At 42.1% G+C, this 14,318-nt stretch carries 11 protein-coding genes and 1 pseudogene; 11 read left to right on the forward strand and 1 reads right to left on the reverse strand.

Annotation, left to right across the window (positions count from 1 at the left end; all coding sequences use genetic code 11):
* Positions 1–75 precede the first annotated feature (75 nt).
* The 10 genes and pseudogenes from P7J58_RS10305 to P7J58_RS10350 form a co-directional block, all read left to right on the forward strand.
* Positions 76–255: pseudogene (locus P7J58_RS10305) on the forward strand (DUF1905 domain-containing protein); the annotation flags it as partial.
* A 285-nt stretch (positions 256–540) separates the two neighbouring features.
* Entirely contained in the window at positions 541–1,617 is a 1,077-nt protein-coding gene (locus P7J58_RS10310; RefSeq protein WP_002943623.1) for an aspartate-semialdehyde dehydrogenase, read from the forward strand.
* 72 nt (positions 1,618–1,689) lie between these two features.
* Positions 1,690–2,625 (forward strand): 4-hydroxy-tetrahydrodipicolinate synthase, encoded by a 936-nt coding sequence (gene dapA, locus P7J58_RS10315; RefSeq protein ID WP_029944274.1) that lies wholly within the window; start codon positions 1,690–1,692, stop codon positions 2,623–2,625.
* 396 nt (positions 2,626–3,021) lie between these two features.
* On the forward strand, positions 3,022–4,374 hold the full coding sequence (locus tag P7J58_RS10320; RefSeq protein WP_105127817.1) for an FAD/NAD(P)-binding oxidoreductase: 1,353 nt from the start codon (positions 3,022–3,024) through the stop codon (positions 4,372–4,374).
* Positions 4,364–5,827 carry a helix-turn-helix domain-containing protein gene (locus P7J58_RS10325; protein WP_044775984.1) on the forward strand — a complete coding sequence of 488 codons (1,464 nt, stop codon included), beginning with the start codon at positions 4,364–4,366 and terminating at the stop codon, positions 5,825–5,827. The genes P7J58_RS10320 and P7J58_RS10325 overlap by 11 nt, the downstream gene beginning before the upstream one ends.
* Before the next feature lie 229 nt (positions 5,828–6,056).
* Positions 6,057–7,571 carry a glycerol kinase GlpK gene (glpK, locus tag P7J58_RS10330; RefSeq protein WP_408556304.1) on the forward strand — a complete coding sequence of 505 codons (1,515 nt, stop codon included), beginning with the start codon at positions 6,057–6,059 and terminating at the stop codon, positions 7,569–7,571.
* Positions 7,572–7,646: 75 nt separating this feature from the next.
* The gene (glpO, locus tag P7J58_RS10335) at positions 7,647–9,476 is read left to right on the forward strand and encodes a type 1 glycerol-3-phosphate oxidase (protein WP_408556303.1); all 1,830 of its coding nucleotides are present in this window, start codon (positions 7,647–7,649) and stop codon (positions 9,474–9,476) included.
* A gap of 13 nt (positions 9,477–9,489) precedes the next feature.
* Positions 9,490–10,197 (forward strand): MIP/aquaporin family protein, encoded by a 708-nt coding sequence (locus P7J58_RS10340; protein WP_408556302.1) that lies wholly within the window; start codon positions 9,490–9,492, stop codon positions 10,195–10,197.
* A gap of 131 nt (positions 10,198–10,328) precedes the next feature.
* Positions 10,329–11,279: a VOC family protein gene (locus tag P7J58_RS10345; protein ID WP_408556300.1), complete on the forward strand. Its 951-nt coding sequence runs from the start codon at positions 10,329–10,331 to the stop codon at positions 11,277–11,279.
* 12 nt (positions 11,280–11,291) lie between these two features.
* The gene (locus P7J58_RS10350) at positions 11,292–11,894 is read left to right on the forward strand and encodes an alpha/beta hydrolase (protein ID WP_408556298.1); all 603 of its coding nucleotides are present in this window, start codon (positions 11,292–11,294) and stop codon (positions 11,892–11,894) included.
* Positions 11,895–11,924: 30 nt separating this feature from the next.
* Here P7J58_RS10350 and pepF read toward each other — a convergent pair whose 3' ends face one another.
* Positions 11,925–13,715, reverse strand: a complete 1,791-nt coding sequence (gene pepF / locus P7J58_RS10355; protein ID WP_408556296.1) for an oligoendopeptidase F — start codon at positions 13,713–13,715, stop codon at positions 11,925–11,927.
* A 167-nt stretch (positions 13,716–13,882) separates the two neighbouring features.
* Here pepF and P7J58_RS10360 point away from each other — a divergent pair, with 167 nt between their 5' ends.
* A complete protein-coding gene (locus P7J58_RS10360) occupies positions 13,883–14,221 on the forward strand; it encodes an ATP cone domain-containing protein (protein WP_002935455.1) in 339 nt (112 codons plus the stop codon).
* Positions 14,222–14,318: the final 97 nt, after the last annotated feature.

Raw genomic sequence — 14,318 nt, forward strand, 5'->3', positions numbered from 1 at the left:
CCCTTTTATTTTTAGTGTAACATAAAAACTAACCCACCACAAAACGTGATAGGTTAGTTAACTTAATGACATTGGGTAAAAGTCCATGCGACATTTGATGGTCATCCCTATGATGGTTCCATTGTCAATATGGGAGTAAAAGATGAAGTAGGCAATATCTGTTATATTATTGGAATTCAAAAGGCTATTCGAGCTACCATAGGTAAAGAGGCTGGTGATAGAGTTCAGGTGACTATTCAAGAACGCTTGGATTAGGTAACTTGCAATTTTTTCAGATTATGGTAGAATGGTGACATGCGATGAGCCGAGTAGTGACTTTGTCACATTCGACGCTAGGGAGGTCTTCATTAGATTGAAACGCAGGAGCGGACCTTGGTTAGATGCTGTGAACCTTCTATTCTCATCGGAAACGATGCCCTTGCCCACCTTTTAGGTGGGCTTTTTTTGCATTTCAGACTTTCCATTTATTGAAATTGTGGTATAATTATGAAATAACAAATATTTAGAAAATTTTGAAGAATTGACTTAAAGGAGATTTCTATGGCTTATGTAGTAGCTGTTGTTGGTGCCACTGGTGCAGTTGGTGCCCAAATGATTAAAATGTTGGAAGAGTCAACACTTCCAATCGAGAAAGTGCGTTTCTTGGCTTCTGCTCGTTCAGCAGGCAAGACCTTGCAGTTCAAGGGACAGGACATTGTCATCGAAGAAACAACAGAGACAGCTTTTGAAGGAGTGGATATTGCCCTCTTTTCAGCTGGTGGTTCTACATCTGCCAAATATGCTCCTTACGCAGTAAAAGCTGGCGCAGTTGTGGTGGATAACACATCTTATTTCCGTCAAAATCCAGATGTACCTTTGGTTGTTCCTGAGGTGAATGCTCACGCGCTTGATAATCACAATGGTATCATCGCCTGCCCTAACTGTTCAACTATTCAAATGATGGTCGCGCTTGAACCTGTCCGTCAGAAGTGGGGCTTGGAGCGGATCATCGTATCCACTTATCAGGCAGTCTCTGGAGCAGGTATGGGAGCTATCTTGGAAACACAAGCTCAATTGCGTGCAGTCTTGAATGATGGCGTGGAACCCAAAGCGGTAGAAGCGAATATTCTTCCTTCTGGTGGCGATAAGAAGCACTACCCAATCGGTTTCAATGCTATTCCGCAAATCGACCTCTTCACTGAAAATGACTACACTTATGAAGAGATGAAGATGACAAAAGAGACTAAGAAAATCATGGAAGATGACAGTATTGCTGTTTCTGCAACCTGCGTCCGCATTCCAGTCCTGTCTGCCCACTCTGAGTCTGTTTACATCGAAACTAAGGAAATTGCTCCAATTGATGAGGTAAAAGCAGCCATTGCAGCTTTCCCAGGCGCAGTTTTGGAAGATGATGTGGCAAACCAAGTCTATCCACAAGCTGTCAATGCAGTTGGTAGCCGCGATACCTTTGTCGGTCGTATCCGTAAGGACTTGGACAAGGAAAACGGTATTCATATGTGGGTTGTCTCTGACAACTTGCTTAAAGGTGCAGCATGGAACTCTGTTCAAATCGCTGAAACCCTTCATGAGCGTGGTCTAGTTCGTCCAACGGCAGAATTGAAATTTGAATTGAAATAATTTTATTAACCAAAAGTACACAAAAGGCTGCACTCAGCCTTTTTTAGCAACAATCAGTAAGAGAGGAAGCCTATGTCTATTCAAGATTTACGTGATGTAAAAATCATAACAGCCATGATTACGCCCTTTAAAGAAGATGGTGCAATTAACTATGATGTGTTGCCAGAATTGGTCGAACATTTATTGGCTCATCATACGGAAGGAATTTTGTTGGCAGGAACAACTGCCGAAAGTCCAACACTTACACACGCGGAAGAATTAGAATTGTTTGCGGCGGTACAAAAAATTGTCAACGGTCGTGTTCCATTGATTGCAGGTATCGGTACCAATGATACGCGCGATTCGATTGAGTTTGCTAAGGAAGTAGCGGCCTTCGGAGGATTTGCGGCAGGTCTTGCCATTGTGCCTTATTACAACAAACCTTCTCAAGAGGGAATGTATCAACACTTCAAGGCTATTGCGGATGCCTCTGATTTGCCAATCATTATCTACAATATTCCAGGTCGTGTCGTGGTCGAAATGACGCCAGAAACCATGTTACGTTTGGCTGAGCATCCAAACATCATCGGTGTTAAAGAGTGTACAAGCCTTGCCAACATGGCTTACCTAATTGAGCATAAACCAGAAGACTTCTTGATTTATACAGGTGAGGATGGCGATGCCTTTCATGCTATGAACCTTGGAGCAGATGGTGTGATTTCTGTTGCATCTCACACGAATGGTGATGAGATGTATGAAATGTTTACAGCCATCGAACAACAAGATATTCGAACAGCAGCCGCTATTCAACGCAAGTTCATTCCGAAAGTCAATGCCCTCTTCTCATATCCTAGTCCTGCACCAGTTAAAGCAGTTCTTAACTATATGGGATTTGAAGTTGGTCCACTCCGCTTGCCGTTGGTTCCATGCCCAGAAGAAGATGCCAAACGTATTATCAAAGTTGTCGTTGACGGCGACTACGAAGCAACCAAAGCCACAGTAACAGGAGTCGTAAGACCGGATTATTAAAATAGTCAGGGGAGTGACTATTTTAACGTGAGCCTTGAAATAAGAGAGCGAACAATGTCTGGGGGAGTGGATTAAAACAGTCAGGGAAGTGACTGTTTTAACCCGAGCCTGAAAATACGACAGCGAGGCTTGTTTGGGGGATACGAATAAACCGGTGGTCTATTCGTACCTGAGCCTGAAAACAAAAAAGTGAAGTACATCAGCTGGTCACCAAGAAATATGAAAGTGACCATAGAAGACCCGAGCCTAGAAATGCGAAAGCGAGGATAGTCAGGAGAGTCGTTTTATTTAAGTTTACACAAGCACATCAGTTATCTGGTGTGCTTTTTAGTTGCAAGCCTTTTTAATTTTTGGGCATTCTTGATATAATGACTAAAAACGATAAAAGGATTAAGTATGAATATTGTTATTATAGGCGCCTCCTTTGCTGGTTTAAGTGCAGCTTTAGAATGTCGAAAATTGTATCAGAATGCTCAAATAACACTAATTGATAGAGAAAAAGATGTGGCTTACTTTCCAAATACCTTGAATTGGAAAGTGGCAGGAAAAATTTCTGGTTGGGAAGAAGCGAAGATTTCTTTGTTCAGCGAGGTGCAGCATGCAGCTATTTCTTGTCTTTTTGAAACAGAATGTCTCGCAGTTTATCCCGAAATGCGAAAGGTAAAGATACGGCATCATCAAGATATAGGTGATATTATTTATGACCGGCTAATATTGGCTATGGGAGCTAGTCAAACATGGGAATGGGGAACGGAAGAACTTCAAGACTATCTAATTTGCTCAAAAACGCTATCTCAAGCACAAGCTAGTCTAGAGAAATTGACAAATGCAAAAACAGTTGCAGTGATTGGGGCAGGACAGATTGGTTTGGAAAGCTTGGATGCCCTTAGCCAGTTGGATTTGAATTTGCATGTGTTTGAGGCGCAAGATTCACTCCTTGCAAAGTACGTTGATGAGGATATGATTGCGTCGATTCGTCAAGAGATGGAAAAAAGAGGAATCCAACTTCATTTATCTGAAACAGTCAATCAGATAACGATTGATACTCAGGAAGAACAGCTGGTTTGTCATACAGTCACAGGTAATTATCCAGCTGATTTAGTCTTGCCATCCACCAATTTGACGCCCAATATTCAGCTAGTGAAAGACAGGCTAAAAGTGACTGCAGAAGGGACTGTATGGGTGGATGAGTTTCTTGAAACAAGTCAAGAGAATATTTTTGCTGTAGGTGATTTGGTCAGTCTCCCAGTAGATTATTTTGGCCAGGCATATCTTCCGATGATTCATCATGCGATTATGACAGGGAGGATGGCTGCTCGAAATTTGCAAAAGAGGATTGCTCCTATTAAGAGAGCCCAGCGGATTGTTTCTAGTCATGTATTTGGCTATTATATAACTAGCCTTGGCTTGACCGAGAGTGGGGCGAGCTTGTGGTTGGAGAGTAAATCGATCCGGATTAGAAGGTCATATAGCCAGTGGGAACCAACTTTAGTAGATTTCAAGCTGATTGTCGAAGAAACGAGTGGGCGCATCATAGGGGGACAACTCGTTTCTACTGCAGATTATATTGAACAGATGGATGTACTGTCTCTAGCGATTTCAAAGGATTTGACCGTCTTTGACTTGGTAGAACATTCTTGGCTCTGTCTTCCTGGAAATACTCCTCTGGTCCCCTTCATCGTAGAGGCCGCTCAAGAGTATATTCGGCAATTTTATCAGGTTGATGGGGAGGGTGTCTATGCGGATTGATTCCTTATTGGAAAAGCGTGAGCGCGCCATTTATCAACTCCTCCTCTACTTAGAAGATAGGAAAGAGGCGCCATCGCTAAAGGATATTTGTCACTATTTAGAATTGTCAAAATCAACTCTTCTTCGCTATATTGTATCTTTCAATGAAGAAGCAGAAGTAACCGACTTGGGACTCTCTTTTCAACTCGAAGATGAAAAGGTCTTTTTGAAGAAAAAGGCCAGTTTGAGTCTTCATCGTATCCTAGCCTATCTCTGTCAAACCAGTACCAAATATCAAATTATTGTTTATTTATCTGATAAGGAAGAGGTTTCTATTCAACAGCTGGCTCAAGAATTGCTGATAAGCGAAGCGACTTTGAATCGCCATCTTGCCTCTTTGAACCAGATATTGGCAGAATTTGGTATTGGAATCAAAAGTGGTCGTCTAAAAGGTAGTGAGCTTCAAATACGGTACTTTTTACATCAAATGTTGAGTTTGACTACTACGAGAGCGGAATTACAAGAAGAGTTTATGCTAGGGAAAATAGAGGCTTTATTGCCGGTTTTCGAACGATTCTATCAATCGCCGCTCAATCCTAAGCAAGCCCATCGTCTGTTGTTGTGGCTAATGATTTCACAGCAACGCTCTCGATTGCGACAGCTAGATTTTAAGCACCTTTACAAATTGATGGAACCCTATCAAGAACATAAGTTTTACCGACGTTTGAGAAAGATGTATTTTACACTAAGTCAGCAACAATCCACCTCTTTCCAAGAAGGGGAGATTATGGCGTTGTTTGCTTTCCTGTTTAGCCATTTCATTTTAGCGCCGCATCAATTAGAGCAGGTTCTTGGTTTCGGTGGGCCGATTATGGAAGCTACCTCTTTGGCTCTTCAGAAATTACGGTTATATTTTGAGGGAAATTTACCAGTCTCAGAAGAAGCACTCTATCATCTGAACCAAATTATGAGCCAGCTATATTTCTTTTATTCTTCCCTTGAACTGGAAGAAGTAGAAGCTTCTAGTTTCTATCCAGAAGCAGAAGACTTGCTAAAAGACGTCTATAAATCAGTTTTTCATAGAAAAGTCGATAAAGAAATAAGGAACTCTTATCTGACAAATATTGCGGATTTGTATATTTATTTTAGTCAGGTCCAGCCTATACAGGTCAAGGTTGCTTTTGCTTCTTCCCTACATGAGGTTCTATCCTATCCTCTCTTGTTGCAACTAAGGGAGAAGTTAGAAGGCAATCGTCAGGTTCTTATTGAGCCCTATCAAGCAGGGTATGACTATGATTTGATCATTACAGATTACCTCGAAAATACAAGCGTTCCAGTTTATTGCCTAGGAAATCGATTGAAAATCCAAGACATCGTACAATTAAAGGCATGGATACAGGATATATATCATCAAAAGTCCTGTCAATCAGAGATTATGGCGACCAAAACTTCTTTTCCTATCGAGCATCGCTAGATGATGTCAGATAGTCTTTGTGAAAAATGTAAGTGCATTTAACCTTGAAAAATTTATTTTATAAACTCTGATAACAGTTGATAGAATCATCTTTCTAGCCACTGCTTATCAGATTTTTTTATTTTTTTGAAAAAAATGATAGGAAAAATTCACAAGAATGGGTTAGAATAGAATTACCAAGAAAACGGAAGCGTTTTCAAAAAAAGATAAACAAACAGGAGGGAGACCTATGTCTACTGAAAAATACATCATGGCCATTGACCAAGGAACTACAAGTTCACGTGCCATTATCTTCAATAAAAAAGGTGAAAAGGTTGGCAGTTACCAAAAAGAGTTTACGCAAATTTTCCCTAAACCAGGTTGGGTTGAACACAACGCCAATGAAATTTGGAATTCTGTTCAGTCAGTGATTGCAGGGTCCTTTATCGAAAGCGGTGTTCGTCCTGATCAGATTGAAGGAATTGGTATTACGAACCAGCGTGAAACAACCGTTGTCTGGGACAAAGAAACAGGACTTCCAATCTACAATGCAGTTGTCTGGCAATCTCGTCAAACAGCTCATATTGCTGACCATCTGAAGGCGGATGGTCATGCAGATATGATTCATAAAAAGACAGGTCTAGTAGTCGACGCCTACTTCTCAGCAACCAAAGTTCGTTGGATTTTGGACCAAGTTCCTGGAGCACAGGAACGTGCTAAAAAAGGTGAGATTCTATTTGGAACCATTGATACTTGGTTGGTATGGAAATTGACCGATGGGAAATGCCATGTGACGGATTATTCAAACGCAGCTCGTACCATGCTCTACAACATTGAAGAGTTGAAATGGGATGATGAAATTTTATCTCTTCTCAATATTCCAAAAGCCATGTTGCCGGAAGTTCGTTCAAACTCTGAAGTTTATGGCACAACAGCTCCATTCCATTTCTATGGCGCAGAAGTGCCAATCTCTGGCATGGCAGGTGACCAACAAGCAGCTCTATTTGGACAATTGGCATTTGAACCAGGTATGGTGAAAAATACTTACGGAACTGGTTCCTTCATCGTGATGAATACAGGTGAAGAGATGCAGTTATCACAGAACAACCTTCTCACAACCATTGGCTATGGTATCGGCGGCAAAGTCTATTATGCGCTTGAAGGATCTATCTTTATCGCTGGTTCGGCGGTTCAATGGCTCCGTGATAGCATGCGAATGGTGACTACATCACCTGAGTCAGAAGAGCTTGCTCGTAAGTCTACCAGCAATGATGAAGTCTATGTTGTTCCAGCCTTTACAGGACTAGGTGCTCCGTATTGGAATTCTGGTGCGCGTGGCTCAGTCTTTGGTCTCACTCGTGGTACAACAAAAGAAGACTTCGTCAAAGCAACTCTTCAATCCATTGCCTACCAAGTTCGTGATGTTATTGATACCATGCAATTGGATACAGGTATTGATATTTCTGTCTTGAAGGTTGACGGTGGTGCAGCAATGAACAGTCTCCTCATGCAATTCCAAGCAGATATTTTGGGTATTGAAATCGCACGCGCTCAAAACCTTGAAACTACAGCTCTTGGAGCAGCATTCTTAGCAGGTTTAGCAGTTGGTTTCTGGAAAGATTTGGATGAATTGAAAGAACTCAACGCTGTCGGCCAATCCTTCCAACCAACCATGAACGAAGCTCGTAAAGAACAACTTTACAAGGGATGGAAAAAAGCTGTCGCAGCAACTCAACTATTTGCAGAAGTGGATGAGGAGCAATAAAGGACTTGTTAGCTAGGGGAAAGAAGGCTTTCCTCTTGTTAGACAGTCCTATTCGAAAGTTAGGAAGTGAATCGTATGGAATTTTCAAAAGAAACAAGACGCTTAGCTATTGAGCGAATGCAGGATCGTCAACTTGACCTCCTCATTATCGGTGGTGGTATTACTGGTGCTGGTGTGGCTTTACAGGCAGCTGCAAGTGGCATGGAAACAGCCTTGATTGAAATGCAAGACTTTGCAGAAGGAACTTCCAGCCGTTCAACAAAATTGGTTCACGGTGGTCTTCGCTACCTCAAACAATTTGACGTGGAAGTGGTATCCGATACCGTATCTGAACGTGCTGTAGTACAAAATATTGCCCCACATATTCCAAAGCCAGACCCGATGCTCTTGCCAGTCTACGACGAGCCAGGTTCAACCTTCAGTCTTTTCCGTTTGAAAGTGGCTATGGACCTCTATGATCTCTTGGCTGGTGTTAACAATACGGACCTTGCCAATAAGGTGTTGACGAGAGAAGAAGTGCTGGAACGTGAACCAAACTTGAAGCAAGAAGGATTGATTGGTGGAGGAGTTTATCTTGACTTCCGTAACAATGATGCCCGCTTGGTTATTGAAAATATCAAACGTGCAGCCAAGGATGGCGCCTTGATTGCCAGCCGTGTCAAAGCTGAGAAATTCATCAAAGATGAGGTTGGAAAAGTTGTCGGTATCATTGCTCGTGATTTGCTGACAGACCGCACCTTTGAAATCCGTTCGCGTTTGGTCATCAATACAACAGGACCATGGAGTGATGAAGTGCGTAATTTGGGTGGAGAAGGTTCAGGCGTTCTCCAGATGCGTCCGACCAAGGGTGTGCACCTAGTTGTCGATAGCTCTCGCTTGTCTGTACCTCAGCCAACTTACTTTGATACAGGTCACTCAGATGGTCGAATGGTCTTTGTCCTTCCACGTGAAAATAAAACCTATTTTGGTACGACAGATACAGACTACACTGGCGATTTGGCGAATCCGATGGTAACCCAAGAAGACGTTGACTACCTGCTTGATATTGTCAACAATCGCTTCCCAGAAGCAAACTTGACCTTGGATGACATTGAGAGCGGTTGGGCAGGGCTTCGTCCCCTCTTGTCTGGAAATGGAGCTTCTGACTACAATGGTGGAAACAACGGTAAGCTCAGCGATGACAGCTTTAATAGCTTGATTGAAACGGTAAAAGGTTATTTGAACAATGAAAAGACACGTGACGATGTGGAACATGATTTGACACATTTGGAAGGTAGCGTTTCTGAAAAACACTTGGATCCTTCAGCTGTATCACGTGGCTCTGCCCTTGACCGTGATGACAATGGTTTGCTGACTCTTGCTGGTGGTAAGATTACTGACTTCCGTAAGATGGCGGAAGGTGCAATTGAAAAAGTGGCAGACATTCTCAAAGAAGAACATGGTCGCAGCTTCAAACTCATCAATTCTAAAACCTACCCAGTCTCTGGTGGCGAATTGAACCCAGCTAACGTAGCAGAAGAAATTGAACATCTTGCTCAACTAGGTGTGAAGAAAGGACTTGTCTATGATGATGCGCTTTACTTGGCAAACTTGTACGGCTCAAATGCGACAAAAGTCTTTGCATTGAACCATAAAGTAGAAGCCGTTTCTGGCTTGAACAAGCGTGACTTGCTTTCCCTTCATTATGCTATGAAGGAAGAGATGACCTTGACCGCAGTTGACTATCTTCTCCGTCGTACCAACTACATGCTCTTTATGCGTGAGCAGTTGGATGCGGTAGCACCAGACGTTTTGAAAGAAATGGCAGCTTACTATGCTTGGTCAGAGGAAGAAGTTGCTCAACAGGAACAATTGTTGGCAGATACACTTGTTAAGAATGATTTGACCCATTTGAAAGAAAAATAGAAAGAGGTGCATGATGACAAATGAATTAATCGGTGAAGTGTTGGGTACTGCCTTGCTGATATTACTTGGTAACGGTGTTGTAGCAGGGGTAGTGCTAGATAAGAGTAAGGCCAAGGATGCTGGTTGGATTGTAATCACAATTGGTTGGGGTCTAGCAGTAGCCATGGCGGCCTTTGTGAGTGGTTTATTGGGCCCAGCCTACCTCAACCCAGCTGTATCAATTGCCATGGCTTTTGCAGGAAATCTCCCATGGGATTCTGTAGTCCCTTACATTCTTGCACAATTTATCGGAGCCTTTATCGGAAGTATCTTGGTCTACCTCATGTACAAAGATCACTATGATGCAACAGAAGACACTGGTGCTGTATTGGCAACCTTCTCTACTGGACCTGCCATCCGGAACTTAGTTTCTAATACAATTAGCGAAGCAATCGGAACCTTTGTTTTGGTCTTGGGATTACTGGCTTTCGGTCAGTATGATTTTCCAACAGGGCTTGGCACTTTAATCGTCGGTGGTTTGATTGTTTCCCTCGGAGTTTCTCTTGGTGGTCCAACAGGATATGCCCTAAACCCTGCGCGTGATCTTGGTCCTCGTATCATGCATGCCATCCTTCCATTGAAGCACAAGGGAGATTCGGATTGGGGCTATGCATGGGTACCAGTAGTTGGTCCAATCATCGGAGGCTTGCTTGCGGCTCTCCTTTATGCTCTCATTTTTTAAAAAATATCCTTCTCTAATCAGCAATGGTTAGGGAAGTTTTTTATTATTTGGCTGTCAATCGTGAGCAAAAGTTTGTTTTATATCAATAATTAGCGATAAAATAAATCTATCAACATCAGTGAGGTCATCTTATGAACAATACAGGTATTCATCACATTTCAAGCTTGGTAGGAAACATACACCAAGCCTATCATTTTTATCATCATATTCTTGGTTTGAAATTGACCTTGAAAACTGTCAATCAAGAAGATTCAAGCATGTATCATCTCTTTTTTGGTGATGATGAAGGTCGTTTTGGAACGGAATTTACCATTTTTGATATGCCCAATCATCCTAGTCATCGACCAGGCAGCAATCGTTTGGAAAGAACTGTTTTTCTGGTTAAAGATTTTGCTGCCTTGGAATTCTGGCAGAAAAGACTGACAGAGTTTGAAGTGGAAAACGAAGGAATCCAGGCTTTTGGAAATGGGCATATTCTGAATTTCCAAGATGAAGATGGACAGCTGCTTGGCTTGACCTATCATAATGCTATCGGAGAAATGTTTCCGTATAAAATAGATGAAATTCCGTCGGAATACGCCATCCTTGGCATAGCCAGTCTTCACATGCGGATTCGTGAAGAAAAGGAATTGTTATCTTTACTGACAGAGACTTTTGGTTTCGTCGAGGAAGGTCGATTTGTCTTTGAGGATAAGTTAGTGATTTCTCTTCTCTTTGACAACATCTTCCAGCATCGCCTGTATTTGATTTTAGACCAAGAGTCTCCAATCAGTGTATTGGGAGTTAGGGCTATTCATCATATTGCATTTGGTGTCTTAGATGAGTCTGATTTGGAAGATTTGATTAGCCGATTAAATCTCATCAATCGTCCACATTCTGGTATCATTAATCGAGATTTCATTCATTCCTTGTACTTCCGAGCGCCCAATTATCTCATGTTTGAGGTCGCGACCATGGCTGGCGAAAGAGAGGCTACCATACCAAGACAAGATAAGCTGCTAGATAAAGTTGAACTGTTCTTGCCAAGTTTCTTTGAGGAGGAGCGACAGGAAATTGAAAAAAATCTCTCCTACCGTTATTAGGAGAAATGAGATATGGATTATCGCTTTATCAAAGGGACCAGTCCCCGTCTTTTGGTCTTTTTCCACGGCACAGGTGGCAACAAGGAGTCCATGCTCTTTCTTCGCCAACAGTTGGATCCAGAAGCTTTTGTCCTTTCCTTGGATGGAGGTTGGGGTCAAGGTAGGGAAAGGCGTTTCTTTGCATCTCTCATTGACGGTCAGCTGGATCTTGTCGATTTTGAAAGGCGCTTGTCGGCTTTTCTGGATTTTTGGCAGGACTTAGACATTCAGCCCTACCAGCAGGTTACCTTCGTTGGCTTTTCAAATGGTGCCAACTTCATCATGGGCTTGTTGACCAAACAGTCAAACCTGGCGGACAATTATATCTTGCTCCACCCTTCGGCCTTAGGTTATGCTTTTCCTATGGAAAATGGCAGAGCAGAACTTTTATTTACGTTAGGTCAGAATGATGTGTTAATTGACCAAATGGTTCTTGAACATCTTGTAGATGACTGGCAAGCATCAGCTTTTCCCAAAGCCAACCTAGTTCGTTTTGACAAGGGACATTTTTTAAGTCAGGATGAATTGACCTATATCAAAAATTGGTATCAAGAAAGAATAGACAAAAAGACCTGAACAAATAAGTGTTCAAGTCTTTTATGTGTCTTAGATTAGTGTTTCCAATTTATCCACCAATGAACCAACGTAGGCGATGGTTTCTTTGAGTGGTTGGTCAGTTGAAACGTCAACACCTGCATGTTTAGCAAGGTCTTGGGCAGAAAGACTTGCACCGAGTGACAAGGTTTCCAACCATTTTTCAACAACTTCTTCAGGATGTTCTTCCAATTGTTTCGCCATAGCCGTACCGATGGTCAAACCAGCTGAGTAGGTATATGGATACAAACCAATGTAGTAGTGCGGTTGACGCATCCAGATAAGACCTGCATCGTCACCGATTTCAAAGTCTTCACCCCAGAATTCCTTGATAACATCCAACTTGATTTGGCAGAGAATATCACCGTTGAGGTATTCTTCGTTGTCCAAACGAGTGTAGACTTCACGCTGGAAGGCTGCTTCAAGCAAGTGAGTAACCATGTTGTGGAAGTAAGTACGGCTGATCAGTTCGCTAATCAAGTAAGCCTGGAAGCCAGGGTCTTGGTTGTTTTTCAAAAGGGTGTTACATGTCAAGACTTCGTTAGCAGTGGAAGGCGCCTCGATGAAGTAGAGGGAAGGATCGTAGCTGAGAACGCTTTGTTTCTTAGCCAATTGGAAATGACCAGCATGTCCCAATTCGTGAGCCAATACCAAGACCTCGTTCATCAAGCCTGTCCATGAAAGGAGGATATAGGATGGTCCATCGTAAAGAGTAGCACAGAAACCACCTGTTGCCTTGCCTTCGTTTTGAGCAAAGTCAATCCAACGCTCATCAAATGATTGTTCAATCATTTTCACGTAATCATCGCCAAGAATACCTAAGCAGTCAATCAAGAATTGCTTAGATTCTTCAGGTGTGATGCGTTGGTTGTATTCAGATGGTAGACTGATTTTCAAGTCAGCATGTGTGATCTTGTCCAATCCATGAGCCTTAGCAACCAATTTCACATAGCGACGCATGTGAGGAGCCAATTCCTTCATGATAACATCAATCTGACGATCAAATAGGTCGCGAGAGACATTTTGACGGTGTAAGAGGAAGTCAATGGTATTGTCAAAGCCACGCAAGCGAGCTTCGATTTGCTCGTTCTTGATATGAGATAAATATGTCGCTGCGGTTGTATTCTTGTATTTTTTCAAGGTTGAATAGAAACCAGCAGCTGAATTACGACGGATTTCGGTATCATGGCTGAGCTCATAATCATTTTCAAAGAGAACATAGCTATTGCCGAGTGTTTGACCATTTGCCTCGAAGTTGTCAAAGGTCATATCCTCAAACTTGGTCACACCGTAGTTGTTATAGGGCTGACCAAATGTTGGTGCAAAATTTGATAAAAGTTCTTCTTGAAGTGGGTGCAGTTGATGCGGCTTGTCACGGAGAATACCATCAAAGAATGCAGCCCATTGTGGTTGTTCTTCTTTTAATTCAAGAAGAAAGGCTTCGTCTAATTGCCCAAGTTCTGAATAGAGGAAATCTCGTTGAGGACGTGCCTTGGCAGAAACGAGGTCGTATTCGTTGGCCAGGCTCGCCAATTCAGTATTCATCTTATCGACTTCCAAAGGAAGGAAGGCATAGTGGGAAAGTCTGCTATCAAGAATAACGATTTTTTCGTATTCTGTTAAGGCTGAAACGATGGTATCCTTATCAGTTAGCTTACCTTTGTAATTCGATTCGAAAGCTGTTACTTGCTTAGCGTAGGCTGCTAAATTTTCTTTGTAGTTGTCAGGGGTTGGAAATAGAATGTCCGTATCCCAGGTTAATTGTACATCAATTTCTTGACGTTTAGGCATTGCGTTTGTCATGATTTTCTCCTTATTTCATTTTAATAGGTCCATTATATCATACTAAAGGGCTTTCAGTGAAAATAAGCCAAGGCAAAATTTATGAAAAAGAAATACTTGACAAAATGCATAAAAACCTAGATAATGTAAGTATGAAAGGGTTTACTGAAAACCAGAAAGGAGCTTTTATGCAAGTCATTAAACGTAGTGGAGAGATTGTTGAATTTGACCCAGATAAAATCTACCAAGCCATCATTAAAGCTGCACAGACAGTCTATGTCATTGATGAAACTTGGCGGAAAAATCTTGCTCAGGTCACAAAGAAAGTAGTGCTTGACTTGGAAGAAGCTCATACAGAGCGACCAACGATTAGCATGGTTCAGTCGCAAGTTGAACACCGTCTTTTAGATGCAGGGTATATTTCTATTGCTGAGCATTACATTTCCTATCGCTTGCAACGTGATTTGGAACGTAACGGCTATGGCGATAAGATTATTGTACATCTGCGTTTTGAACAAGTACGTTAAGAGAAGAGGCTGGGCAAAAGGCCCAGGACCACTACTCAGAGTTCGTGTCAACATCTCAGCGCAGTGGTTGATTGGCAGATTTGTTCGTGTTTTGCAC

The sequence above is a fragment of the Streptococcus suis genome (assembly GCF_046032535.1).
In the GTDB taxonomy this organism is placed as follows: Bacteria; Bacillota; Bacilli; order Lactobacillales; family Streptococcaceae; genus Streptococcus; species Streptococcus suis_AK.